The organism is Geomonas ferrireducens, from assembly GCF_004917065.1.
Lineage (GTDB): Bacteria > Desulfobacterota > Desulfuromonadia > Geobacterales > Geobacteraceae > Geomonas > Geomonas ferrireducens.
The window spans coordinates 1,224,407-1,246,830 of record NZ_SSYA01000001.1 but is presented as its reverse complement, the minus strand read 5'-3'; the positions used below and the strand labels follow the sequence as shown (position 1 = coordinate 1,246,830).

Annotated in this window: 22 protein-coding genes; 9 read left to right on the top strand and 13 right to left on the bottom strand. The window is 61.2% G+C overall.

Annotated elements, in window-relative coordinates:
• The first annotated feature begins 70 nt into the window (after positions 1–70).
• Positions 71–874: a 4-hydroxy-tetrahydrodipicolinate reductase gene (gene dapB / locus E8L22_RS05355; protein WP_136524173.1), complete on the top strand. Its 804-nt coding sequence runs from the start codon at positions 71–73 to the stop codon at positions 872–874.
• A 51-nt stretch (positions 875–925) separates the two neighbouring features.
• Complete coding sequence (locus E8L22_RS05350) at positions 926–2,158, top strand: LL-diaminopimelate aminotransferase (RefSeq protein ID WP_136524172.1); 1,233 nt, start codon at positions 926–928, stop codon at positions 2,156–2,158.
• A 76-nt stretch (positions 2,159–2,234) separates the two neighbouring features.
• Here the strand turns inward: E8L22_RS05350 and E8L22_RS05345 are convergent, their stop codons facing one another.
• Together E8L22_RS05345 and E8L22_RS05340 are read right to left on the bottom strand one after the other, a co-directional pair.
• On the bottom strand, positions 2,235–2,744 hold the full coding sequence (locus E8L22_RS05345) for a type 1 glutamine amidotransferase domain-containing protein (protein WP_136524171.1): 510 nt from the start codon (positions 2,742–2,744) through the stop codon (positions 2,235–2,237).
• Between the two features lie 194 nt (positions 2,745–2,938).
• Positions 2,939–3,853, bottom strand: coding sequence for a helix-turn-helix transcriptional regulator (locus tag E8L22_RS05340; protein ID WP_136524170.1), 915 nt, complete (start codon positions 3,851–3,853; stop codon positions 2,939–2,941).
• Positions 3,854–4,021: 168 nt separating this feature from the next.
• Here E8L22_RS05340 and E8L22_RS05335 point away from each other — a divergent pair, with 168 nt between their 5' ends.
• Complete coding sequence (locus E8L22_RS05335; protein WP_135868973.1) at positions 4,022–4,294, top strand: cytochrome c7; 273 nt, start codon at positions 4,022–4,024, stop codon at positions 4,292–4,294.
• Between the two features lie 84 nt (positions 4,295–4,378).
• Here the strand turns inward: E8L22_RS05335 and E8L22_RS05330 are convergent, their stop codons facing one another.
• Entirely contained in the window at positions 4,379–5,476 is a 1,098-nt protein-coding gene (locus tag E8L22_RS05330) for a phosphotransacetylase family protein (RefSeq protein WP_136524169.1), read from the bottom strand.
• Between the two features lie 164 nt (positions 5,477–5,640).
• Here E8L22_RS05330 and trhA point away from each other — a divergent pair, with 164 nt between their 5' ends.
• The gene (trhA, locus tag E8L22_RS05325; protein WP_136524168.1) at positions 5,641–6,309 is read left to right on the top strand and encodes a PAQR family membrane homeostasis protein TrhA; all 669 of its coding nucleotides are present in this window, start codon (positions 5,641–5,643) and stop codon (positions 6,307–6,309) included.
• 32 nt (positions 6,310–6,341) lie between these two features.
• On the opposite strand, the gene E8L22_RS05320 is transcribed toward trhA, so the two are convergent.
• The 4 genes from E8L22_RS05320 to E8L22_RS05305 form a co-directional block, all read right to left on the bottom strand.
• On the bottom strand, positions 6,342–7,751 hold the full coding sequence (locus E8L22_RS05320; protein WP_136524167.1) for a radical SAM/SPASM domain-containing protein: 1,410 nt from the start codon (positions 7,749–7,751) through the stop codon (positions 6,342–6,344).
• Positions 7,752–7,777: 26 nt separating this feature from the next.
• Positions 7,778–8,200, bottom strand: a complete 423-nt coding sequence (locus tag E8L22_RS05315) for a hypothetical protein (protein WP_136524166.1) — start codon at positions 8,198–8,200, stop codon at positions 7,778–7,780.
• Positions 8,201–8,289: 89 nt separating this feature from the next.
• Entirely contained in the window at positions 8,290–8,712 is a 423-nt protein-coding gene (locus E8L22_RS05310; protein ID WP_136524165.1) for a hypothetical protein, read from the bottom strand.
• A gap of 264 nt (positions 8,713–8,976) precedes the next feature.
• Complete coding sequence (locus E8L22_RS05305) at positions 8,977–9,261, bottom strand: cytochrome c7 (protein WP_135868967.1); 285 nt, start codon at positions 9,259–9,261, stop codon at positions 8,977–8,979.
• 146 nt (positions 9,262–9,407) lie between these two features.
• Between E8L22_RS05305 and E8L22_RS05300 the strand changes: the two genes are divergently transcribed.
• Positions 9,408–11,816, top strand: a complete 2,409-nt coding sequence (locus E8L22_RS05300; RefSeq protein WP_136524164.1) for an ATP-dependent DNA helicase — start codon at positions 9,408–9,410, stop codon at positions 11,814–11,816.
• A 139-nt stretch (positions 11,817–11,955) separates the two neighbouring features.
• Here the strand turns inward: E8L22_RS05300 and E8L22_RS05295 are convergent, their stop codons facing one another.
• The 6 genes from E8L22_RS05295 to E8L22_RS05270 form a co-directional block, all read right to left on the bottom strand.
• On the bottom strand, positions 11,956–12,402 hold the full coding sequence (locus E8L22_RS05295; protein ID WP_246044552.1) for a rhodanese-like domain-containing protein: 447 nt from the start codon (positions 12,400–12,402) through the stop codon (positions 11,956–11,958).
• 325 nt (positions 12,403–12,727) lie between these two features.
• Positions 12,728–14,203, bottom strand: a complete 1,476-nt coding sequence (locus tag E8L22_RS05290; protein WP_246044551.1) for a cytochrome c family protein — start codon at positions 14,201–14,203, stop codon at positions 12,728–12,730.
• Between the two features lie 37 nt (positions 14,204–14,240).
• Complete coding sequence (locus E8L22_RS05285; RefSeq protein ID WP_136524162.1) at positions 14,241–14,504, bottom strand: hypothetical protein; 264 nt, start codon at positions 14,502–14,504, stop codon at positions 14,241–14,243.
• 87 nt (positions 14,505–14,591) lie between these two features.
• Positions 14,592–14,843, bottom strand: coding sequence for a GSU3529 family protein (locus E8L22_RS05280; protein ID WP_136524161.1), 252 nt, complete (start codon positions 14,841–14,843; stop codon positions 14,592–14,594).
• A gap of 10 nt (positions 14,844–14,853) precedes the next feature.
• Complete coding sequence (locus E8L22_RS05275) at positions 14,854–15,180, bottom strand: DUF134 domain-containing protein (RefSeq protein WP_136524160.1); 327 nt, start codon at positions 15,178–15,180, stop codon at positions 14,854–14,856.
• A gap of 2 nt (positions 15,181–15,182) precedes the next feature.
• Positions 15,183–15,563 (bottom strand): NifB/NifX family molybdenum-iron cluster-binding protein, encoded by a 381-nt coding sequence (locus tag E8L22_RS05270; protein ID WP_136515270.1) that lies wholly within the window; start codon positions 15,561–15,563, stop codon positions 15,183–15,185.
• Between the two features lie 276 nt (positions 15,564–15,839).
• Here E8L22_RS05270 and E8L22_RS05265 point away from each other — a divergent pair, with 276 nt between their 5' ends.
• From E8L22_RS05265 to E8L22_RS05250, 4 genes are all read left to right on the top strand, one after another.
• Positions 15,840–17,558 carry a transporter substrate-binding domain-containing protein gene (locus E8L22_RS05265; protein ID WP_136524159.1) on the top strand — a complete coding sequence of 573 codons (1,719 nt, stop codon included), beginning with the start codon at positions 15,840–15,842 and terminating at the stop codon, positions 17,556–17,558.
• Positions 17,548–18,951 carry a sigma-54-dependent transcriptional regulator gene (locus tag E8L22_RS05260; RefSeq protein ID WP_136524158.1) on the top strand — a complete coding sequence of 468 codons (1,404 nt, stop codon included), beginning with the start codon at positions 17,548–17,550 and terminating at the stop codon, positions 18,949–18,951. The genes E8L22_RS05265 and E8L22_RS05260 overlap by 11 nt, the downstream gene beginning before the upstream one ends.
• Before the next feature lie 263 nt (positions 18,952–19,214).
• Positions 19,215–20,495 carry a porin gene (locus tag E8L22_RS05255; protein ID WP_136524157.1) on the top strand — a complete coding sequence of 427 codons (1,281 nt, stop codon included), beginning with the start codon at positions 19,215–19,217 and terminating at the stop codon, positions 20,493–20,495.
• A gap of 43 nt (positions 20,496–20,538) precedes the next feature.
• A complete protein-coding gene (locus tag E8L22_RS05250) occupies positions 20,539–22,335 on the top strand; it encodes a flavocytochrome c (RefSeq protein WP_136524156.1) in 1,797 nt (598 codons plus the stop codon).
• The last annotated feature ends 89 nt before the right edge of the window (positions 22,336–22,424 follow it).

The window sequence follows — 22,424 nt, the reverse complement described above, 5'->3', positions numbered from 1 at the left end:
TGGAAGGGAGACGTGCATGTCGGGGGAAGGCGCAGGCCCCCCGGCATACATCAACAAAATGGAGAAACCAATGGTTAAAATAGCTGTTTGCGGGGCTGCCGGCCGCATGGGCGGCCGCATCATCGCCGCCATCAAGGAATCGGAAGGAGTGGAGCTCTCCGGCGCTCTGGAGCGGCCCGGGCACCCGATGGTCGGGCAGGATGCCGGTTACAACGCGGGGCTCGGCGCCATCGGCGTCACCATCAACGACGACCTGAACGCCGTAGTGCAGGGTTGCGACGTGCTGATCGACTTCACCGCACCGAAGGTGTCCCTGAAAAACCTCGAAGTCTGCGCCCTCTATAAGAAATCCATCGTCATCGGCTCGACCGGCTTCACCCCTGAAGAACGCGCCCTCGCCGCGGAACTCGCACGCGAGATCCCGGTGATCATCGCTCCGAACATGTCCGTCGGCGTGAACGTATGCTTCAAGGTACTGGCCGATGTCGCCAAGATCCTCGGCGACGACTTCGACGTCGAAATCGTCGAGGCGCATCACCGCCTGAAGAAGGACTCCCCCTCCGGGACCGCAGTGAGAATGGGCGAGGTCGTGGCCAACGCCCTCGGGCGCGACTACAACAAGGTCGCCAACTACCACCGCGAGGGGATCTGCGGCGAGCGTACCCACGATGAGATCGGCATGCAGACCGTGCGCGGCGGCGATATCGTCGGCGAGCACACCGTGTACTTCATCGGCATGGGCGAGCGCATCGAGCTTACCCACCGCGCCCACACCCGCGACATGTTCTCCCGCGGCTCCGTGCGTGCCGCCAAGTGGGTGGTGACCGCGAAGCCCGGCGTCTGGGACATGCAGGACGTGCTAGGGCTAAGATAAAGATTCAGGCGACCCACCGGCCGCCGTAGAGTTTATTTCTGGAGGAAATACGTGGCAAAGATAAATGATAACTACCTGAAACTGAAAGCGGGTTACCTTTTCCCTGAGATCGGGCGCCGCGTGCGCGCTTTCGCCGCCGCCAACCCGGAGGCGAAGGTGATCCGTCTCGGGATCGGCGACGTGACCCGTCCCCTGGCGCCGGCCGTCATCAAGGCGTTCCACGAGGCGGTGGACGACCTCGCGACCGTCGAGAACTTCGCAGGCTACGGCCCCGAGCAGGGGTATGACTGGCTCATCAACGCCATCATCGAGAAGTCCTACAAGCCGCTCGGCGTCGACCTGAAGACCGAGGAGATGTTCGTCTCCGACGGCTCCAAGTGCGACTGCGCCAACATCCTCGACATCTTCGCCCTCGATAACGTCGTCGCCATCGGCGACCCCGTCTACCCGGTCTACAACGACACCAACGTCATGATCGGGCGCACCGGCGAGGCGGACGAGAAGGGTTACTACAAGGGGATCGTCTACCTTCCCTGCACCGAGGAAAACGGGTTCATCCCGTCCCTCCCGACCGGGAAAGTCGACATCATCTACCTCTGCTTCCCGAACAACCCGACCGGTACCGTGGCAAGCAAGGCCGAGCTGAAGAAGTGGGTCGATTACGCCCTCGCCAACGACGCCGTGATCTTCTACGACGCGGCTTACGAGGCCTTCATCACCGATCCGTCCATCCCGCACTCCATCTACGAGGTGGAAGGTGCTAAAAAGTGCGCCATCGAGTTCCGCTCCTTCTCCAAGACCGCCGGCTTCACCGGCGTGCGCTGCGGCCTCGTCGTCGTGCCGGAAGAGGTGATGGGGACCACGGCAACCGGCGAGAAGTACTCCTTCAACAAGCTCTGGCTGCGCCGCACCACCACCAAGTTCAACGGCGCCTCCTACCCGGTGCAGAAGGCCGCTGCCGCGGTCTACTCCGAGGAGGGGTGGAAGCAGAACAAGGAAATCATCGACTACTATATGGAGAACGCCCGCATCATCCGTGAAGGTCTCGCGGAGGCCGGTCTCACCGTGTACGGCGGCGTGAACGCCCCCTACATCTGGCTCAAAACCCCGGCCGGGCTCTCCTCCTGGGACTTCTTCGACAAGCTTCTCACCGAGTGCAACGTGGTAGGCACCCCGGGCAGCGGCTTCGGTCCCTCCGGCGAAGGGTACTTCCGTCTCTCCGCCTTCGGCAACCGCGACAACGTCATTGAAGCGGTGGAGCGGATCAAGCAGAACCTCAAGTAACAGCAGCATAAAGCATCGACAAAAAAGGCGGCCCCCGATCGGAGGCCGCCTTTTCTTTTGCGTTTTTGAAGGACTTCTATCCCTGCGCTTTCAGCATCCTGGTGAGCTCGCGGCAAAAGGCGGGGAGATCGTCGGGCTTTCTGGAGGTGATCAGGTTACCGTCCACCAGTACCTCGATGTCCTCGTAAGACGCGCCGGCGTCGCGTAGTTCAGGGGCCACCGACTCGTAGCAGGTGGCCTTGCGCCCCTTGAGAAGCCCTGCGGAAATGAGGATCTGGGGGCCGTGGCAGATGGCGGCGACCGGCTTGTTGGACGACATGAAGGCGCGGACGATCTCCTGGACCTCGGGGGTGTTTCTGATGGCGGCAGGGGCCTTACCGCCCGGTAGCACGAGCACCGCGTAGTCGGCTGGGTTCAGGTCGGTGAAGACCCGGTCCACCGGTACCTCGTAGCCGTGTTTGCCGTGGATGGAGCCGCTTTTCTCCGAGGCGACTACGACGGAGTAGCCGACCTCACGCAAGCGATACAGGGGGACGAGCAGTTCGCTATCTTCGAAGTTGTCTGCGCTAAGGATCAATGCTTTCATGATTCCTCCCATCACGATGATTAATAAGGCGTTGCATCGCCGAGTCTGTAGGTTGTAAACCTCTGTGAAATCGACGCACTCCAGTTTACCATGCCTTTTATACGGCGCATGTGGACGAAAAGAAAAAACTAATAATAAAATGGCGGCGGGATGTTTATGAGACGGGAGGTGAAATCAGGAAGGGGGCACGGCAATTACTTGAGGACGGTGTATCCGCTCCTGGCGTCCCAGCGGTACCCTTTTCCGCTCCAGATCGCCTCGATGGTCTTCCAGTCCAGGCCCAGCCCTTTCATCTCTTCGCAGATGTAGTAGGCGGGCATGATCTCGTCGTCGTCGATGCGTCCGTCGCCGTTGCTGTCGGCCCAGTGGTAGGCGCCGATGTGGACCGAGGTGCTGCCGCCGACGCTTTCGGTGCGGTTGGATGCCTCGCCGCCGTGGACCACGAGTTCCCCATTGAAAGCGGCGTCCTTGCCGGACGGGAAGTTGGAGGGGACCTTCAGGGAATAGGAGACGGTGGTAGGTGTGCCGCCGGTAGGAACGAGCCATTTCCCCTCGGACTCGGTCGAAGAGGTGACGGGAAGGGCGGAGACGAGACGCGCCCCCGCGGGAAGCCGTTCTCTGAGGATAAAGCCGAAAGGAGAGGCAGGCTGGCGGGCAACCTTTACCTGGACGGGAATCACCTCACCCGGGGCGGCAAAGCGTGGGGCCCAGCGTATGGCGCGCGGTGCTGGAGCGGTTTGGCGCAGCATAAAATAGAGCAGGGTGCCGAGGAGCAGCAGCGCGAGGACGGAAAGCGGCAAGAGCACCCTCTTGCGGGAAGGGCCCTGTGAGGGGAGCGCCTGCGTGTCCGGTTCTTCCGGGTCCTCCGCGCGCAGGATCTCCTCGAGGGCGACTTCGAGTGCGTCGGCGAGTTTCTGGGCGTTGTCCCTCTTTATGGAGGGGTAGCGGTTGTTCTCCCAGCGCGAAATGGTGTCGGTGGTGACCCCGACCACGTTTGCGACGTAGAGCTGGGTCAGCTTCTTCGCCTCTCGGATGTTCCTCGCCCTGGTGCCGTCGATGGCGACGCTGGCAAGGGCGATCTTCTCCGTTTTGTCGGTGCTGTCCACCATCTCCAGTAATCTCCGAGGGGTAAAAAAGGGCGATCGGGGCCCGACATGGGCAAAAAAGGACCCGACATCGGGTCGCATCGCTATAGATGTCGGTTACGGAACCGCCGGACAGGTGCTATTTTTACCACAGTTCCGCAGCAAAAAACCAAGAAGAAAAGGAGCAGATCCATGAAAAAGGTAATCGTCGCAGCAGCCCTCGTCGTCTTCAGCGCAGGAGCGGTACTGGCCGCCGATGTCATCACCCTCCAGGCCAAGAACGGCAACGTGACCTTCAACCACAAGAAGCACCAGGAGACCCTGAAGGACTGTAAAGTGTGCCATGAAAAGGGCCCCGGCAAGATCGAAGGGTTCGGCAAGGACTGGGCGCACAAGACCTGCAAGGGATGCCACGGGGACAAGGGTGCCGGCCCGACCAAGTGTGCCGACTGCCACAAGAAGTAGGGAAGCAGAAGACGCGCCGTTCCGAAGCATGGAACGCACAGGCGGCTCTCCAGAAGGAGGCCGCCTTTTTATTTCATCCAAACTTTACTGTGCGAAGAGCTCGTCCACCGCATCGAAATCGAGGCGCTGCTCGGCCAGGGAACGGATCAGGGTCAGCTTTTCCGTGTCCTTCGCGGTGATCTTCGACACGTCTTCAGTGATCATTTTGTAGAGAGCTGTGGTGGTTTGCTCGGTGCGCAGGTACGGAATCCTGCTCCGATCGATGATGCGCTGGGTGATGCTGCTGACGGGGGCGACCCCGGAGATGACCAACCCGGCGATGAGCGGGTGAAACTCGGGCATTTGGTACAGGTTGGCGATGGTAACCAGCAGTTCATCTCGGCTGCTCGTCACCAGCAGGAGCGAGGAATCGCGCAGCATCTCGGTGACCCTCTGCGTGGAAGCGGCGCCGATCTGCACGTGATGGATGATTCTCTTCACCTCGCGGCGGTTGCCGTTCAGGGGAAGATCGAGCAGGCGCGCCACGCGTCCCAGGGAAGGGTTGGCCAGCACGGGCTTGTAATCGAAGCCGCCGAGGATGGAAAACGGCTGGCCGGCGAAGGCACGGGAGAGGTAGTCGAGGGTGACGTCACGTTTTTCGGCAAAGAGCTTGTTCACCAGAACGCCGCGCACGTCGGCCTTCTCGAGCTTGAACAGCGCAGTGTTCATGGCGAGCGTATCGATGACGTTTCCGATGCCGCCGCCGCTCAGCATCAACACCGGCGCGTCGAGCATCTTGGCGATATGGGCGTTTGAGAGGTTCAAGACGGTGCCGACGCCGGGGTGCCCGGACCCCTCGATCACGATGAAGTCGCAGTGCTTTTCGAGCTCGGCGAAGCTGGTCCGTATGCGTTCCCCCAGTTCGGGAAGGTCGATCTTTCCGTCGATCGCCTGTTTCGTCGTGTCCGGATACACCACCACCGGGGACATGTAACGCAGGTCCTTGGTGAGCCCGAAGACCTGGGCGATCAGGGCGGCGTCCTTGTCAACCGGAATCCCGCGCAGGACCGTCGGCTTGGGCCCCAAAGGTTTCATGAAACCCACCCGGCCGTACTTCTTCTGCGCCAGGTGCAGCAATGAAACGCTGATGGTGGTCTTTCCTATGTTCTGCCCCGATGCGGCTACAAAGATTTTTCTTGCCAAGGGTGTCCTCCGCTGAGACATGCATGACAATGTTGTATACGAGGTCCTCATGATCGTATCGAAGTGGCGGCTTGTCAAGCCGAAAGGGAGGGGAGGGGCACGTTGCAGGGCAGGTGGTGGGGGTGTATCTTAAGCAGGTGTTTCAGCCAAGCGGAGCGATAACGATGGATGATGACGACCTGCAACAGCGACTGTTCCACTATACCGAGGCGGAAGAGCTGGCGAACCGCTGGACCCATGCTCCGGGCATCCTGCTGAGCGCGGCGGGAGCGTTCGCACTGGTGAACCTTGCCGTGCGGATGGGGGACACCTCGCGCATCGTCTCGGCATCGATCTACACCGCCACCCTGGTCATCTTCTACTGCATCTCGACCATATACCACACGGTCCGCAGGCCGCGCCTGCGCTACCTCTTCCGCATCCTCGACCATGCCTGCGTATATTTCGTCATCGCCGGAAGTTACACCCCCTTCGCCATGGTGACGCTGAAGGGAGCATGGGGGTACTGGCTGCTGGTCACGGTGTGGGGGCTCGGGATGGTCGGCGCCTTCATGAAGCTCTTCACGACGCACCGCCTCCCTTACCTCGGTCCGCTGCTCTACCTGGGGCTCGGGTGGCTGGTGGTCATAGTCATAAAACCTCTCGCCGCGGGACTGGCCCTGAACGGACTGGTGCTCCTCTTTGCCGGCGGGGCCGCCTACACCCTCGGGGTCGTCTTCTACCTCTGGGACCGCCTACCTTACAACCACGCCATCTGGCATCTCTTCGTGCTGGCGGGCAGCGCCTGCCACTACGCCGCAATCTTCTATTACGTAACCGCATGTAATTCCTGAAAGAAGAAGCCTTGCTCCAGCGGTCGCCTTCCTTAGACCGGAGCGTGGACCTTTTCCAAGTGCCAGGGACACTTGTTCAGCATCCTCGTCAGGGCGTAGAAATACACCTTGGCGCGTCCCTGCATGCTTCGGCAGTATTCGGGGTGGGGTCGTCTCGGATGGCCGGTCATGTCGTAGTGGGTGGCGTAGCAGCCGCCGGCGCAGTCGTAGCGCAGCCAGCAGGCCTGGCACTGGTGCTGGCCGTCCACTTCGAACCCTTCGAGGCTTTGGTGCAGGTTCAAGCGCTGCGTGTCATCGACCTGCCCCATGGCGAAATCCTCGCGTTCGACGAAGGCGATACAGGGGAAGACCTTGCCGTGGCTGTTGATGGCAAGCGTGTTGGCGCCGGCACCGCAGGGCTTGGTAAAACGGCTGCCGCGCCGGATCCGGGTGATGTTGTCCAGTACGTTGGAGACGAAGGGGATATCCCAGGTGTCGTTGTACTCGCTGATGTAATCGACGTAGTAGTCGACGAACTCGCGCAATTCGGCGAGCTGCCGCTCGGGGGGGACGATCAGCTTCTCATAGATGGGGTTTTGGTGGTAGCCCGGTTCATGGCAGTACTCGAGCTGGATCCTCTTGATGCCAAGTGTGGTGAGGTGACGGAAGGTTTCCAGGTAGCTGTCGGAAAAGGTGGTGAGGGTGGCGCGGATCCCCAAGAGCTTCTGGTTCGGGAAGGCCTTGATGTTGTTGGCGATTAGTTGCCAGGTCTCCTCGCCGTACTTCCCGGGTCGCTGCAGGTCATGGATTCTCTGGCTGCCGTCGAGGCTCACGCCGACCTGCGTGAAGTAGCGTGCAAGGAATTGGGCGGCGGGCCCGTCGAGCAAGGTGCCGTTCGTGTCCAGGGTGAGGTAGAAATTTTTCTCAAGCCGTGCCTCGTGTTGCAATAGTTCCTGGGTGACCTGCTGCAGCACCGGGAAATCGAGCAGCGGCTCACCCCCGTAAAAGTTTATGAAGACCTTGTCGGCGCTGGAGCGCTCGACAAGGGAGAGGATCAGGCGGGTGGCGCGCTGTGCCGTGTCCCATCCCATGAGATGTCCCGGTTTTCCGAAGGTACCACCGCGGTTCCAGCAGTAGCAGCAGGCCATGTTGCAGGTCTGGGCGAGGTAGATGGAGAAGGTCTGGTAGCTGTTGCCCTGAAGGATGGCATGCCGTGGCTGCGGGAGGGGAACAGGTGCCCTTAGCTCCCGGCTGACGAGATCGCGCAGCTCACCGTAAAGGGAGCGCTCTTCTGCAGGAAGCGGGCGAGGCGGGTCGGGCGGGAAGGCGTCAGGATCACAAGTCGGCGGGAAGAACTCCGCGAGCATCCCGAAGGCAAGCCGGCTGATCTGGTAGAGCCTCGCGGAGCGGGTGAAGAAGAGGTAGTGTTCACCGGCCTGCTCGAAGGTGTGATAGTCGGTCATGACTGGATCCCTGGCAAGGACTCTGCCTACAGCCTTTCGCTGTAGACGAGGAGCCCGGTCGGTACCATGCGGACGGAGTACTTCCTGTCCAGATCGATGATGAACCAGACGCGTCCGGAATGCTGGACGGTCAGGCGCGCCGCCATGGAGAGCGCTGCCCCCTGCGCTTCGAATTCCCGGTGAACTGCGGGCGGGATCACCCCCCGGTCCAGTTCCCCTGCGTGTTCAAGGGGGAGCGAGAATACGTACATGTCGTTGGTGGGGAGGGTCATGCAGACGTTGTTGTAGGCCCTGAAGTTCTCCATCTGCTGTGGCGTTATGCAGCTCGCCACGATCTGGTCGGGAGACCAGCACTGAGCCCGCTGCGCCTCCGCCTCTCCACCCCCTTCAGAGACGAGTTTCACGTGCATGCTGCCATTGTCTTCCCCCTCCATTTTCTTTTCGGCCATTGCGCTCTCCTTTCAGGAAATGTCATCAGCACGGGACACGCGGCAAACGCGGGTCCGGTCCGGTAACAAGGTGAGTTCGCATAACAGGTTCAACATGTTTCGCAAAAGACGGCGATACGCGCCGCGACCCTCCTGACCGCATAGCAATTCTGTCCGTCCTGGATGTGCCAAAACTTTCCGGCTTCGGAGACGGTGAGGCTAACCGCTGGACCGAGTTCGACCCCGACCAGCTGCAGCCGCTGGCGCAAGAGGCCGGGCAATGATTCCCGGTCCAGTTCCGTGGAGTGCTCGGCTGGAATGGAACAAAGGGCGTTTCCGGGAGCGACGGTGCTGCTGGTGGGGTGATACACCGCGTGCTGGGCCTCCGTGGCGCATGGGTGGGTGGCCTGAAGTGAATCGATGCAGACCATCTCGGGGCTGCGGGCCTGCGTCCCACCTCCCTCGGAGATCAGTCTTATGTGCGAGGTGCTTCCCGTCTCGTGGTGGTGCAGGTCGTGGAAAGGGTCCCTCATGTGTGAATCTCCTTGCCCCGGTCCTTTAATTTGAGGAGGAGAGAAGGGCTCTCCGCCTTTTACTGATCTGCTAACACATTGTGGATGCGGGGACTTCGAGCCGTGCGAAAGATAAGCGGGGGCGAGACGCCGACTTCATTGTTGCTGGAAATTAAAAAAAGTCAATCTTATGCTTTGGGCTTTAATTGGATTGGCTGGGGTCATGAGGGGTGGTGAAAGAGGCGGAGGCGGCTGCCTCCGCCGGCAGGTGAGGTGCGGCGGTCGCTACTTCTTGTGGCACTCGTTGCATTTGGCGGGGCCTTTACCCTTCTCCGTGTGGCACCCTTTGCAGGTCTTGTGCGCCCAGTCCTTGCCGAGGTCGGCGATCTTCCCGCCCTTGTCCGTTTCGTGGCAGTTGGTGCACTTCATCTCCGGCATGTCTTTGTGTTGTTTGTGCGGGAAGGTGACGTTGCCGTTCTTTGCCGGGAGAACAACCACGGCCTCATCGGCGGCATAGGCGAAACCGGCACAGAAAAGGGACAGTACCGCGGCAGCTACGACTCTTCTCATGTTCTCTTCTCCTTTAGGCATGTAATGAAAAACACAGACAAGAGGATACCGGTTATGCGAGGCATTGCAACGCGATAGGGATTCTTAGCTTGACAAAGAAGAAGCAGTCATTAGAAAGTGGCGGAGAATCAACGGACTAAGGCCACATGAAACCTGCAAACGACATCATCAGCGTACCGGTCGGCTACTTTGCCCTCCCGGTACCGCGCTCAGGGCACATCGAGCCACGCTCGGGCTATGACCGTTCCACCGCCGACGGCCGGGAGATCCACCAGCGCGTGCAGAAAAGGCGTGCCGAAGTGGATCCGTCTTATCGCGCCGAGGTGCCTGTGGGGCGCCTGCTCGAACGGGGAGGCTTCCTCTTCCAGATCAACGGGCGCATGGACGGCATTTCCGGCGGCGACTACGCCTGCATCGAGGAGATCAAGAGCTGCTTCGCCCTGGGCGAGCTGAAGCGCCGCCTGGCGGGCGACCCCTTCCTGGAGCCTTACTGCCTGCAGCTTCTCACCTACGGTTACTTCCACTGGCTTGAGCACGCTCGGGTGCCGCGCCTCACCTTCCACTTGGTTTCATCCCGAAACGGCCACTCAGCGGACCTTGAGATCAGCCTCGACGTGGAACGCTACGAGAGCTGGCTCGAGGCGAGGCTGGAAGAACTGGTGGCGGAGGCGAGCCGCGCCAAAAAGCGCGCCGTGCGCAGGCGTGCGATGGCGGCGGATTTTCCCTTCCCCTTCACCAAGCCGCGCAGCGGGCAGGTGGAGCTGATGGCGGAGATCGAGCAGGGGATGGCCCTTGGCTGGCGCATGCTGATCCAGGCGCCGACCGGGCTTGGCAAGACGGTGGGGGTGCTGCATCCGGTGCTGAAAGAGGGGCTGTCGCGGGGGCAGACGGTGTGCTACGTGACCCCGAAGAACAGCCAGCACGAGGTGGCCGAGGATGCCGTGGCGAGGTTTCGCGAGGCGGGGGCGAAGCTTCGTTCCCTCACCGTCACCGCTAAAGGGAAGATCTGCTTTCAGAACGAGCCGATCTGCACGCCGGAGTACTGCGACTACGCGAAGGACTACTACGGCAAGCTCGCCCGTCATGGCGTCGTGGAGCTTCTGGAGAGGAAGAAGACGCTGAAGGCGAGGACCTTCCGCGAATTCGGGGAAAAGTACCAAGTCTGCCCCTTCGAGCTGCAGATCGAGTGCGCGACGCTCGCCGATGTCGTCATCTGCGACTACAACTACGTCTTCGCGCCCCGCTCGGCGCTGGGACGGGCGGCGGGGCTCGCCGTGGAGCAAAGCGGCAAGCCGAACCTCGTGATCGATGAGGCCCACAACCTCCCCTCGCGCGCCATGGACTACTACTCGCCGAGCCTCTCGAGCCATGTGCTGGAGGGGATGCGGGAGGAGCTCGCGAACGTGCCGCATCTATTCAGGCGCGAGGCCGCCTCGCTTCTGGACGACTGCGTGGCGGCGGTCCTTTCCTGCCGCGCGGGGAAGGGGGAGAGCGCCGCGCGGATCGAGCCTCCGATGGACGCTTTCCTGGAGTTGGACGGCCGGCTGCGTTCCCTTTTGTCGCGTTACCTTGAGGCGGACGTCGAAATCCGGCAGGAAGACCCGGTGCTGCGTCTTTGCTACTACTGGACGGGTTTCACGGAGATGCTGGAGCTGGCGGTGCGCTCGCAGCGGCAGGAATTCTTCACCTTGTACCAGCCGCTGGGGAGCGGTGGGAGCATCAAGGTCACCTGCTGCGACGCCTCCGACCTAATCGCTGAGCGGTACGCGGAGTACCAGCAGGTGGTCGGGTTCTCGGCGACGCTGAAACCGTTCGAGTACTACGCCCGGCTTTCCGGCCTCGACCCGCAGGAGGTGCACACCGCGGAGTTCCAGAGCCCCTTCCCGCAAGAGCGGCGCAAACTCCTCATCATCCCGCAGGTATCAACCCGGTATTCCAAGCGCGAGCGGAACTACGCGAGGATAGCCGATGCGCTCGCCCGCATCGTGGCCCTGCGACGTGGCAACTACCTGGCCTTCTTCCCGAGCTTCGTCTTTTTGGAGCGGGTGGCCGAACTCTTCAGGGCGCCGGAGGGATTTGAGGTGCTGCAGCAGGAGCGCAACATGAAGGGAGCGCGCACCGCGGAAATGCTGGAACACCTCCGCGAGGGGGGGGCGCCGACCGTGGTCTTCGCGGTGCAGGGGGGATCGCTTTCCGAAGGGGTCGACTACGCGGGGGAGATGGTGATCGGTGCCTTCGTTATCGGTCCACCGCTGCCGAACTTCGATCTCGAGCGTGAGGAGATGCGGGCCTACTACCAGCGTCACTACGGCAAGGGGTTCGAGTACGCCTACACCATACCGGCCATGGCGAAGGCGATCCAGTCGGCGGGAAGGGTGATTCGCTCGGAAACCGACCGCGGCGTCATCGTCCTGATGGACGATCGCTTCCTGGAGAACGAGTACAGCGCCGCCATGCCTGCCGACTGGTTCGAAGCGCAGGCGAGGGAGCTCGTTTCAGGAGCCATATTGAAGGATATCGGCGCATTCTGGGAACAGCCGCAGCAGAGTGAGTAAAAACAGGAAAACTCCCCCTTTGCGAAGGGGAGGGGATTTAGCCAAGCGGGAAAAACATCCAGTAGAGCCAGCTGGAAAATAAAAAAGCCGCTTCTCCCCGTATCGAGAGAAGCGGCTTCGTGATTCACCATCCTCTTGTTTATTTCCCCTGCACCACCAGGGCCTGGTATGGCCAGCCCTGCATGCCGTCCTCCAGGATGTGCATGCGAGCCTCCGCGATCCCCTTGCTCTTCAGGTGATCGTAGGTGTTCTTGGCACCGCCGCCACCGCGCGGGCAGATGATGACGATCTCCTCGCGGGTTGCCGTCAGTTGCGGAAGCACCCGGTCCAGCTTCGACTTCTCCTCGGCGGATTTCACCGGGAAAGCGTTCGTCTGCAGCGCACCCTTGAAATGGTGCTGCTGGAACTCGGCCGGCACCTGGATGTCGACGATCTGCACCTTCTTGCCCGCCTCAAGCCACTTCTTGAAATCCTCGGGAGCCACATACTGGTAGTTGCCGCCGAAAAAGGGGGCGGCCAAGGCCGCCGACGCGGCGAGCATGGTCACCAGTGCAAGGACCAGGGCGATTATTCTCGTCATCTTCATGCTTTGCTTCTCCTGTATCGGAATATTCGGCTCATGCCAACCGCTTCGCCTGCACAGTCCGCCTGAAAAGGCAGCTATGCATGGCTCATACTTCGCTTTTGTATATGTGCAGACAGGAGATAAGTCAAACCGATAGTTTGAATAAGGTTTGGCGATACTATCGCCAAAAACGATGACACATTGTCATGGAGGATAAGGGGGGGGGCGCTTTCAACGGCAGCATTGGACGGGTAGTGGTAGCGGGAGCCTCTTCGCCGCAACTCGCGTGAAAAAAAAAGCCCCCGGAGTGCGGGGGCAAGAGACTTGCGGAGAGGTTGATGCGGGATTAGCGTGCGGCCTGACGGGTGGAGAGCGACGCCTTCTTAAGCGCCATGTCGACGACCGGCAGCGGTGGGACGGCCTTCAGGCCGTAAATCTTTTCGAGGTCGATGTCTTTGGGGACCGCCTTCAGCAGCGCCTCGGCGACTTTCTGGTCCGCCTGCCGGTAGCGCAGCTTCACCTCGACGTTCAACTTCTTCACCCCCTTCAGGGCGGGGACGCCGTAGTACACGTCCTTGTACCCCCGGGGCGGGATGGTGTCGTGCCGCGAGAACGAGGTAACGACCCATGGGTCGATGGCGAAATGGAAGTTGTCGCCCATGCCGTCCGAGTTGAAGAGCCGTGCATCGGCGGGTAGGGAGCCCTCCGGGCCGACTTGGCCGCTGGTGAGTACGGTCTTGCCCGCCTCGTCCTTTGCCACGATCTCCAGCCACATCTGACGCACGTTGGTGAGCGAGGTGGGGAGGTTGTGCCCGGCGCGCACGTTTTTTACCCGGACCTGCAGCTCTTTCAGCTCCCCCTTCTGATAGCTCGGGGTGATTTCGATTTCGGCGGCGGACTTGAGCCGATCGACGGCCATCTGGTACTGCTTCATGAAAAGATCGGCCTGCTCCTGGTTGCCCGCCTTCTTCGCGGCACCGGCGGCGAGGTAGCTTAGCAGGTAGTTAGCGCCGTTGAAGTAATGCCGGTACTCCTTGCGGTCGGGCTTTATGAACTGGTCCGCCGCCTTCTTGAACGAGGCGGTGTCGACCATGTGGCAGTCCTGGCAGAGGACGTTTTTCTGGGCGTACGGGCCGTGCTTCCACTCGAGGTAGGTCGCTTCGAGGGGGAAGTGCGCGTCGTAGTGGTAGACCTGGTGACAGGAGGCACAGAGGTCGGCCTGCAGGTGCAGCGAGCTCTCGGCGCAGTCGTGGAAGCCACCACCGCACTCCTCGCTCGGCTTGAAGGGGCCGCGCTTGACGAACCGGGGGCCGTCCTTGGTCTCCACGCCGGGGGTGAGGATGAAGGAGCCGTTTTCCGGCTCGTGGGACGGCGTCTGCCAGTGCGTCACCCCGCTCACCGAGTGGCAGATGTCGCAGGAGACTCCGGCTAGCGCCATCTCGCTCAGCCCCGCGTTGCCGGGACCCTTTATCTCGCCGGTGACCACGCCCGCGGGGGAATGGCACCCTTCGCACTGGCGCGAGATCTCGTGACCCACAGCTTTCACCGCCTTGTTCAGCTCCCCCTGGTAGACAGGGTCCTGAAAGGCGAGCTGGTGCACGGAAGCGCTCCACTCTTTGTACTGTTTTTCATGGCACCCCTGGCAGACGCTCGGCGGGGTGAAATCGAGGGCGGACTTGTTCCATTTGATGAGCGAGGGGTAGTAGGGGTAGAACTCGCGGTCGACGTCGAAGACCGGTGACCCGGCTATGGCGGTGCCTGCCAGCGTGGCGAACGCAAGCGCTGCGGCGAGGATAAACGCGGCTTTCCCTTTGATCGGCACGATGCCCTCCATGTGAACTACAATCGGTGGTGTTGCATCACTCTTCTTTGTCGTCCGCCGGCCCATTCTGACAGTGCTGCTTCTTAAGCATGCACTGCTTCACCTTCCTGACCGCTTCCTGGTCGTCGGGGTAAAGCTCGAAAGGAACGTTTTCCCCGCCGCTTTCCTTGTAGATCCGGTATCTGTTGCAGCTTTGATAGTCTCCAAAGCAGAGCTTGCTCTGGATGTACTCCGCCGCCTTTGGAAGGTCCTTCATATTATCCTTGAAGAACTGACAGCACTCGACGAGTTCACACGCCATGACTCACCTCAACGATCAAATATCATCAAATTGCAGGGAAAACAGTATAAATAGCCCGCCCGCCGTACGGCGACGAGGAGGGGCTGGTCAACCTTTGCCGCGCACCCGGTCGAGCGTCGCCTGGATGGTGGCGGCGCTCACTGCGTCACCGAAGCATCCCGCCCCGGCGTAATTGTCGAATGCCTCGGTTTGCTCCAACAGGAGCTCGATCAGCTTCACGTCACATCCCGGCGGCGGACTGCTCGCAATCTCCAGGATCTCCTTGAGAAGCGACGCGGGGAGGTCGGCCTCATCGTGCTGCCGCCGTGCCGCCTCAGCCAGTTTCTCCACCAATTCCATGCAAGCTCCTCTAAGAAAGGTCTCCGCAGGGGAGGGGGGCGAACTCTGCCGGGGCGCCGGCGATGGCGAGTGCCTTCTGGTGTACCAGCGCTTCGGCCACCTTGGCGCGGGCGGAGGCTAGCAGACGTTGCACCGTGCCGCGCGATATCCCCATGCACTCTCCGGCCTCTTCCTGGGTCTTGCCCTGCCCGTCGCACAGATGGAGGGCGTCCAGTTCGTCGTGGGCGAGCCGCAACATTTCAAGCTCCTTGAGCGGCGTGCCGGCAGGCTTGAAGACCGCGGCGAAACCTGCGCGGTGCGGGCAGATACAGGTTCTCGGCTTGCGGGGACGCGGCATGATCAGTGGGAGCAGCCGTGGCTGTGACCGTGCCCGCCGCAGGTGTGGCCTGGAAGGTACTCCGGCAGTTCGTTTGCCTTGAAAAGGGCCATGTTTTCGGCAACCGTTCCAGGGCGCGCCTGGAATACGCGCATGCCTGCCGCGTTCAGTTTGTAGAGTGCGCCGCCGCCGATCCCTCCTACGACGATCGCATCTACCTCATGCCCGCCAAGTCCGGCCACCGGGTTGCAGGCCCCGTGTTGATGCACGCGATCACCGTTGTTGATGGCGGTGCACTCGTCGGTGTTGCTGTCTACCACGAGAAACCCGGGAGCTGAGCCGAAATGGCCGAAAACTGCACTGGAAAGACCTTCGTTGCATTCAACAGGGAAACAGATCTTCATCCTTACCTCCGGGTGATATTGTGTATATGCACACGGCACAACTAACATTCAGAAAACAATATGTCAACAGGTTTTAAAGGAAAGATGCCATTTTCTCGCACAACCAATGTGGGAATATAGCCGGGAAACGGCCGGAGAGGGCGCGCATGACGGGGGGGGAAGGATGTTTTGCTTTGACGCGGGCTTGCCGCAGGTGCTATAAGTGCCGCGAACTCCCTCACTCCCTGTGCTCCTTCCTGACAATACACCGGCATGTTGTGTTTAGGAGCCTCCACCATGCTTACCAGATTCCTTTTGCTGTTGCTTGCCCTGAGCCTGACCGCATCGGAGGTAAACGCCGAACCGGTAACGGGCCGCGACCTGAGCGTCATCGTCGTGGGCGGTAACAGCAACTACCCTCCATACCAGTTCCTGGACAAAAACGGCCAGCCGGCCGGCTACATCGTCGATCTCACCAGGGCCATCGCCCGCGTTATGGGGATGAAGGTCGAGATCAAGCTGGACGATTTCGGGAAGATCCTCAAGGGACTGGACAGCGGCGACATCGACATCCTGGAAGGGCTCTCCTATTCCGAGGCAAGAGCCCGCGAGTACGAGTTTTCAACACCGCACTCCATCATCGTGCAGGCCATTTTCGCCCGGAAAGGAACGCCTGCGGTCAAGAGCCTGGAACAGCTCAGGGGGAAAAAGGTGCTGGTGCACCGCGGCGGCGGCATGCACAGCTACCTGCAGGAAAAGCATTACGATGCGGACCTAGTGCTGACCGACAGTCCCCGTGAGACCCTCCAAGAGCTGGCAGCCGGGCGCTGCGATTACGCCGTCGTGGCCCTGCTACCCGCGATGTACATCATCCGGGAAGAGAAGCTTGCGAACCTGGTGCCGGTAGCCACCAACGTCGCCCCGCAGCGCTACTACTGCTACGCGGCCAAAAAGGGGAACGCCGAACTGGTGGCCCAGATGAACGAGGGGCTTTCCATCCTCAAGAAGACAGGGGAGTTCAACCAGATCTACAACAGGTGGATCGGCGTCCTCGAACCGCAACGCACCTCATGGCTTGTCGTGGCCAAATACGCGGCACTGGTCGTCATCCCGCTTTCCCTCGTCCTGCTCGGCACCGTGCTCTGGTCCTACTCGCTGCGCAGGCAGGTGGCTCAGCGCACCGAATCGCTCTCGAACGCACTGGCGGAGTTGCAGAGAAACCAGCAGCAACTGGTACAGGCCGACAAGATGGCCGCGCTCGGCATCCTGGTTTCCGGGGTGGCCCATGAGATCAACAACCCCACCGGCATCATCCTGATGAACATGCCCACCTTGAAAAAGATATTCCGGGACGCGGAGCGGATCCTGGACCGTTACCAGGAGGAAGAAGGCGACTTCACCCTTGGAGGAATCCGGTACCAGAGGGTTCGGCAGGAGGTGCCGCTCATCCTGGACGAGATACAGGATGGCGCCCAGCGCATCAAGAAAACGGTGGAGGACCTGAAGAATTTCGCGAGGAAAGACGACGAGGCCCACAAGGAGATGCTGGATTTCAACAATGTGGTGCGGACGGCGGTACGCCTCGTGGACGTGGCGACCCGCAAATTCACCAACGATTTCACCGCCTCCTATGCGGACGGGCTCCCCCCGGTATTGGGCAACGAGCAGCGCCTCGAGCAGGTGGTGGTGAACCTCGTCATGAATGCGGGGCAGGCCCTGCCCGATCCCAGCAAAGCAATTGCCTTGCGGACCTGGCATGACGCCGCGACCGGCAGGGTGATGCTCTCCGTGCATGACGAGGGGAGCGGGATCTCGCCGGAGCATCTGAAGCACCTGACGGACCCATTCTTCACCACCAAGCGCGAGAACGGGGGGACCGGACTCGGGCTCTCCATTTCCGCCAACATCATCAAGGACCACGGCGGCGAAATAGCCTTCGAGTCCGGCCTGGGAGAGGGGACCACGGTCACCCTCGCTTTGCCGGCCGCCGTGGCAGGGAGAAAAAATGGACAGTGAGCTCTACCCGTCTTTCAGGGTCCTCCTGGTGGACGACGAACCGGCTTGGCTGCGCTCGCTGTCGCTGGCCCTCGAGAGCAGCTGCGGCATCACCAACGTGGCGCTTTGCAGCGACAGCCGCAAGGTGCTGGATATCATGGCGCAGGGGGAAGTGGGCCTGGTACTGCTCGACCTCACCATGCCTCACGTCTCCGGCGAAGACCTTCTGGTTCAGATCGCCGAGCGCCATCCGGGCGTGGCGGTCATCGTGGTCAGCGGGCTGAACCAGGTGGGTAAGGTCGTCAACTGCATGAAGCTTGGCGCCTACGACTACTACGTGAAGACCGATGATGAGGAGCGCATCGTCTGCGGCGTCCAGCGCGCCATCAAGCACCTGGAACTGCAGCGCGACAACAAGGAGATGACCCGGCGCTTCGTTTCTTGCGAGTTGCAGCACCCCGAGGCCTTTTCCGCCATCTGCACCGCCGACCGCGCCATGCAGGCGATCTTCGCCTATATAGAGGCGGTGGCGGTAAGCCCGCTTCCCCTGCTGATCACCGGTCAGAGCGGCTCCGGCAAAGAGCTCCTCGCCCAGGCCACGCACCGGCTGAGCGGCTGCCGTGGCGAGCTGGTGGCCGTGAACGTCGCGGGGCTCGACGATACCGTCTTCTCCGACACCCTTTTCGGGCACGTGCGCGGCGCCTTCACCGGTGCGGAAGGGGTGCGCCGCGGCATGATCGAGGCGGCCGCCAACGGCACCCTTTTCCTCGATGAAATCGGGGACCTGAGCATCGCTTCGCAGGTGAAACTCTTGCGGCTGTTGCAGGAGGGGGAGTATTTCCCGCTCGGCTGCGATCAGCCGAGGCGCCTGAAGGCGCGCATCGTGGTGGCGACGCACCAGAACCTGGAAGCCAAAGTGGCGCAGGGGAGTTTCCGGTGCGACCTGTTCTACCGGCTGCGCACCCACCACGTCGAGGTGCCGCCGCTGCGAAGCCGCAAGGGGGACATCCCGTACCTGCTCGACCTGTTCCTCGAGGAGGCCGCCGGCATGATGGGGAAGAAAAAGCCGACTCCGCCCCCCGGGCTCGTGCAGCTTTTGTCCACCTACAGCTTCCCTGGGAACGTCAGGGAGCTGAAGGCGATGGTGTTCGATGCCGTCAGCACCCATAAGGACCGCATGCTCTCGATGGACAGTTTCGTAAAGGCGGTCAGCGCCGGTGGGGGAGTTTCCGAGCGGGTGCCGGACCAGAACCCATTTGCCGGCTTCGAGCCGCTCCCCACCTTTGCCAATGCGGCGAACTACCTTCTCGATGAGGCGATGAACCGTGCCGGCGGCAACCAGACCCTTGCGGCACGGCTTCTCGGCATATCCCAACCCTCGCTCTGGAAGCGCCTCAAATCGGCCCGCGGCTGAACCCCTATTGCCGGAGTCTATAGCTATAGATTCCGGCAATACCTGCCTAACCTGCAGTATCTCCGAAGCTTTTAAAGCCCGCCTTAAAACTCCAATAGCCTACGGCTATAGCGGTTCACTCCTTCGCTCCGGATTTTTGCGTCAAATAACCTAATAAACCTGACAACTTATCTCCTTCGCCAACCTTTGGTATCGATCCTGCTCTTATTAAAGCCAAAAGCAATCACGGGGCCCTGAGCCCTAACACTCTGAAGGAGAGGATCATGAAACAGCAGACGGCGGTGGTATTGGCAGGTGTTCTGGCGGTGATGGCTGTGGGGCATGATGTCCAGGCGAAGAGCCTTGAAGACATTCTGAAGGAGAAAGGCGTCATCACTGAGGCGGAGTACAAGGAAGCGTCCAAAGCCAATCCTTACGATTACAAGCTTGGCAAAGGGTTCGTCCTCACCTCGCCGGACCAAAAGTTCCAGTTGCAGATCGGCGGGCAGATCCAGGCGCAGTACGAGTTCGACGACTATGACCTGGCCAGCAAACAGGACGTGAGCCAGTTCAACCTGCGGCGCGTCAAGACCCTCCTGAGCGGTTACGCGTTCACCAAGGACCTCACCTACAAGGCGACCTACAACTGGGCCAACGTGGTGAAGGAGAACACCAAGGCGATGGAAGAGGTGAACATGAAGTACCGTGTCGCCGACGAGCTGCAGATCATGCTGGGACAAGAGAAGATCCAGTACTCAAGGCAGTGGATCACCTCCAACACCGCGCAGCAGTTCGTGGACGGCTCCTTCGTGCGGAACGCCTTCATGCAGGGGTACGACACCGGCATCAACCTGCACGGCGACCTCTGGTCCGGCGTGGTCAAGTACGACGCGGGCTTTTTCGGAGGCGCCGGTCAGAACACGAAGAACAAGACCAACGACAACGCATACAACTTCAGGGTGGCCGTCAACCCCCTGGGCGACATGAAGTACGGCGAGGGTGACCTCGAATATTCCGAGAAACCCCTGGTATCGCTTGGGAGCAGCTACTACCTGAACACCTTGAGGAAGACCGTTTCCGGGACCGGCACCACGGCGACCTCTGCCATCGACAACAACAATTCGAACTTCGTAACCGACACCAACGGCTGGCTCGGCAAGGCGGTAAAGGGGAAATACTTCGGAACTGCGGCTGCCGAAGAGATCAGCGTCGACTCCTGGGAAGCGGACTTCGCGTGCAAGTGGCTGGGCGCGTCGATGCAGGGCGAGTACTTCTGGGGCAAAGCGGAGGGCGACATCTCGGACAAGGAGCTGATCGCCAGGGGCGGGTACCTGCAGGCCGGTTACTTCGTGATCCCGAAGCGTCTTGAGCTTGCGCTGCGCTACGCCTGGATGGACCCCAACCGCGCGATTTCCAACGATTCCATCTCTGAAATCCAGGGTGCGGTGAACTACTTCCTCTACGGCAACAACCTGAAGATCCAGGGCGACGTCGGCAACCGCCACACCTACAAGGACAAGACCGACGATCTCGTGGCGCGCGCCCAGGTGCAGCTCCTCTTCTAAGGGGTAAGCGATGACAAGGACGACGGAGTTACAGGAGAGAAAAATGAGAAACAAAAGAACGATACTCGCGCTGATGATGTCGGCGGTCCTGCTGGTCGCGGCCTCCCTGGCCTGGGGTGCGGACTCCTCCAAGAGCGCATTCCTTTCGGGGGTGCACAAGAAGAACAACGTGAGCTGTGCCGATTGTCACGGGAAAACCGTCGCGGTTGATGACAACGAGACAGCGCTGAACAAGAACTGCAAGGGGTGCCACGGCGGCTTCGCCGATCTGGCGGAGAAAACCAAGGAGCACATCAACCCGCACAAATCGCACCTGGGCGAGACCAACTGTACCGCCTGCCACAAGGGTCATGTTGCCTCCAAGGCTTACTGCAACTACTGCCACAGCTTCGCTATGAAGATCCCGGCCATGGGAACGGAAAAGGAGTCGAGCGACAAGAAGTGGGTGCAGGAATCTTCCAAGAGCGCAAAGGACCAGAAGTCTGCGCGGACCGAATCTGCCGACGTGGTGGTGATTGGTGCGGGTGGCTCGGGTTACGTGGCTTCCATCACCGCCCACGACGCGGGGGCGAAGGTCATCCTCCTCGAGAAGATGCCCATCACCGGCGGCAACAGCATGCTGGCAGCGGGCGGGATCAACGCGGCCAGGACCCGCTATCAGGAGAGGCTCGGGATGCACGACGACCCGGCCGATATGGTGAAGGAGACCATGAAAGGGGGAAGGGACAAGAACGATCCTGAACTCGTGAAGGTGCTCGCGTACAAGTCCGCTGACGCGGTCGATTTCCTGGTCTCCCTGGGCGCAGACATGACCGACCTGGTGCGCTCGGGCGGGGTCGCCGTGGACCGTACCCACCGTCCGGTGGGGGGCGCGGCGGTAGGTCCGCATCTCATCAAGGTGTACCGTGAGAACGCCGCCAAGCGTAACCTCGACGTCCGGGTGAACTCCGAGGTGGTGCAGATCCTCTCCGACGGCAACGGACGCGTTACCGGCGTCCAGGTCAGGGGAAAGCACAGCGGGCTCTACACCATCAAGGCCAAGGCGGTGATCGATACGGCCGGCGGCTTCGCCGCCAACAACGAGCTGGTAGGCTTCTACAAGCCGCAGTTCAAGGAGACCGCCTCCTCGAACCAGCCGGGCGCTACCGGCGAGGGTGTCGCGCTGGCGCAGAAGATCGGCGCTAACGTGATCGACATGGAGCAGATCCAGATCCATCCGACCATGGGGGGAGAGACCAAGGTCCTCATCTCCGAGACGGTGCGCGGCAGCGGGGCCATCCTGGTGAACCACGCCGGCAAGCGCTTCGTGAACGAGCTGACCACCCGCGACAAGGCTTCCGCCGCCATCCTGGCGCAGCCTGAGAAGTCCGCTTTCCTGGTGCTCGGCGAGGATATCCGCAAGAGCAACGTCCAGATCGACGGCTACATCGTGTTGGGCCTTGTGCAGCAGGCCGACAGCGTGGCCGAGCTTGCCGCCAAGATGGGCGTACCCGCCGATGCATTGACGGCTACCGTGGAAAACTACAACAAGGCCTTCGCGGCCAAGAAGGACCCCGAGTTCCAGCGCCAGGACATCCCGAGGCCGGTGAACGGGCCTAAGTACTACTCCATCTGGGTGAAACCGGGGCGCCACCACACCATGGGGGGCGTGAAGATCAACACCGAGGCCCAAGTCATCGGCAAGGACGGAAAAGCGATGACCGGCTTCTATGCGGCCGGCGAAGTTACCGGCGGCGTGCACGGCTGGAACCGTCTGGGCGGCAACGCCATCACCGACACGGTCGTCTTCGGCCGGATCGCCGGCGCCAACGCGGCGCGTTTCGTGAAGGACGCGAAGTAAGGCGGCATCTGGAACAAAACGAGCGCCCCGCGTCGGAAAAGACGCGGGGCGCTCAGCTCTGAGGGATGGTCTCCGCTTCCGGCGCAGGC

Coding starts and splice junctions, on each gene's coding strand:
- E8L22_RS05345 (WP_136524171.1), bottom strand. CDS start 2,744: ATGAAAGCATTGATCCTTAGCGCAGACAACTTCGAAGATAGCGAACTG.
- E8L22_RS05340 (WP_136524170.1), bottom strand. CDS start 3,853: ATGGTGGACAGCACCGACAAAACGGAGAAGATCGCCCTTGCCAGCGTC.
- E8L22_RS05265 (WP_136524159.1), top strand. CDS start 15,840: ATGCTTACCAGATTCCTTTTGCTGTTGCTTGCCCTGAGCCTGACCGCA.
- E8L22_RS05315 (WP_136524166.1), bottom strand. CDS start 8,200: ATGGCCGAAAAGAAAATGGAGGGGGAAGACAATGGCAGCATGCACGTG.
- E8L22_RS05310 (WP_136524165.1), bottom strand. CDS start 8,712: ATGAGGGACCCTTTCCACGACCTGCACCACCACGAGACGGGAAGCACC.
- E8L22_RS05295 (WP_246044552.1), bottom strand. CDS start 12,402: ATGAAGATGACGAGAATAATCGCCCTGGTCCTTGCACTGGTGACCATG.
- E8L22_RS05255 (WP_136524157.1), top strand. CDS start 19,215: ATGAAACAGCAGACGGCGGTGGTATTGGCAGGTGTTCTGGCGGTGATG.
- E8L22_RS05300 (WP_136524164.1), top strand. CDS start 9,408: ATGAAACCTGCAAACGACATCATCAGCGTACCGGTCGGCTACTTTGCC.
- E8L22_RS05260 (WP_136524158.1), top strand. CDS start 17,548: ATGGACAGTGAGCTCTACCCGTCTTTCAGGGTCCTCCTGGTGGACGAC.
- E8L22_RS05275 (WP_136524160.1), bottom strand. CDS start 15,180: ATGCCGCGTCCCCGCAAGCCGAGAACCTGTATCTGCCCGCACCGCGCA.
- E8L22_RS05280 (WP_136524161.1), bottom strand. CDS start 14,843: ATGGAATTGGTGGAGAAACTGGCTGAGGCGGCACGGCGGCAGCACGAT.
- E8L22_RS05305 (WP_135868967.1), bottom strand. CDS start 9,261: ATGAGAAGAGTCGTAGCTGCCGCGGTACTGTCCCTTTTCTGTGCCGGT.
- E8L22_RS05320 (WP_136524167.1), bottom strand. CDS start 7,751: ATGACCGACTATCACACCTTCGAGCAGGCCGGTGAACACTACCTCTTC.
- E8L22_RS05250 (WP_136524156.1), top strand. CDS start 20,539: ATGAGAAACAAAAGAACGATACTCGCGCTGATGATGTCGGCGGTCCTG.
- trhA (WP_136524168.1), top strand. CDS start 5,641: ATGGATGATGACGACCTGCAACAGCGACTGTTCCACTATACCGAGGCG.
- E8L22_RS05285 (WP_136524162.1), bottom strand. CDS start 14,504: ATGGCGTGTGAACTCGTCGAGTGCTGTCAGTTCTTCAAGGATAATATG.
- dapB (WP_136524173.1), top strand. CDS start 71: ATGGTTAAAATAGCTGTTTGCGGGGCTGCCGGCCGCATGGGCGGCCGC.
- E8L22_RS05270 (WP_136515270.1), bottom strand. CDS start 15,563: ATGAAGATCTGTTTCCCTGTTGAATGCAACGAAGGTCTTTCCAGTGCA.
- E8L22_RS05335 (WP_135868973.1), top strand. CDS start 4,022: ATGAAAAAGGTAATCGTCGCAGCAGCCCTCGTCGTCTTCAGCGCAGGA.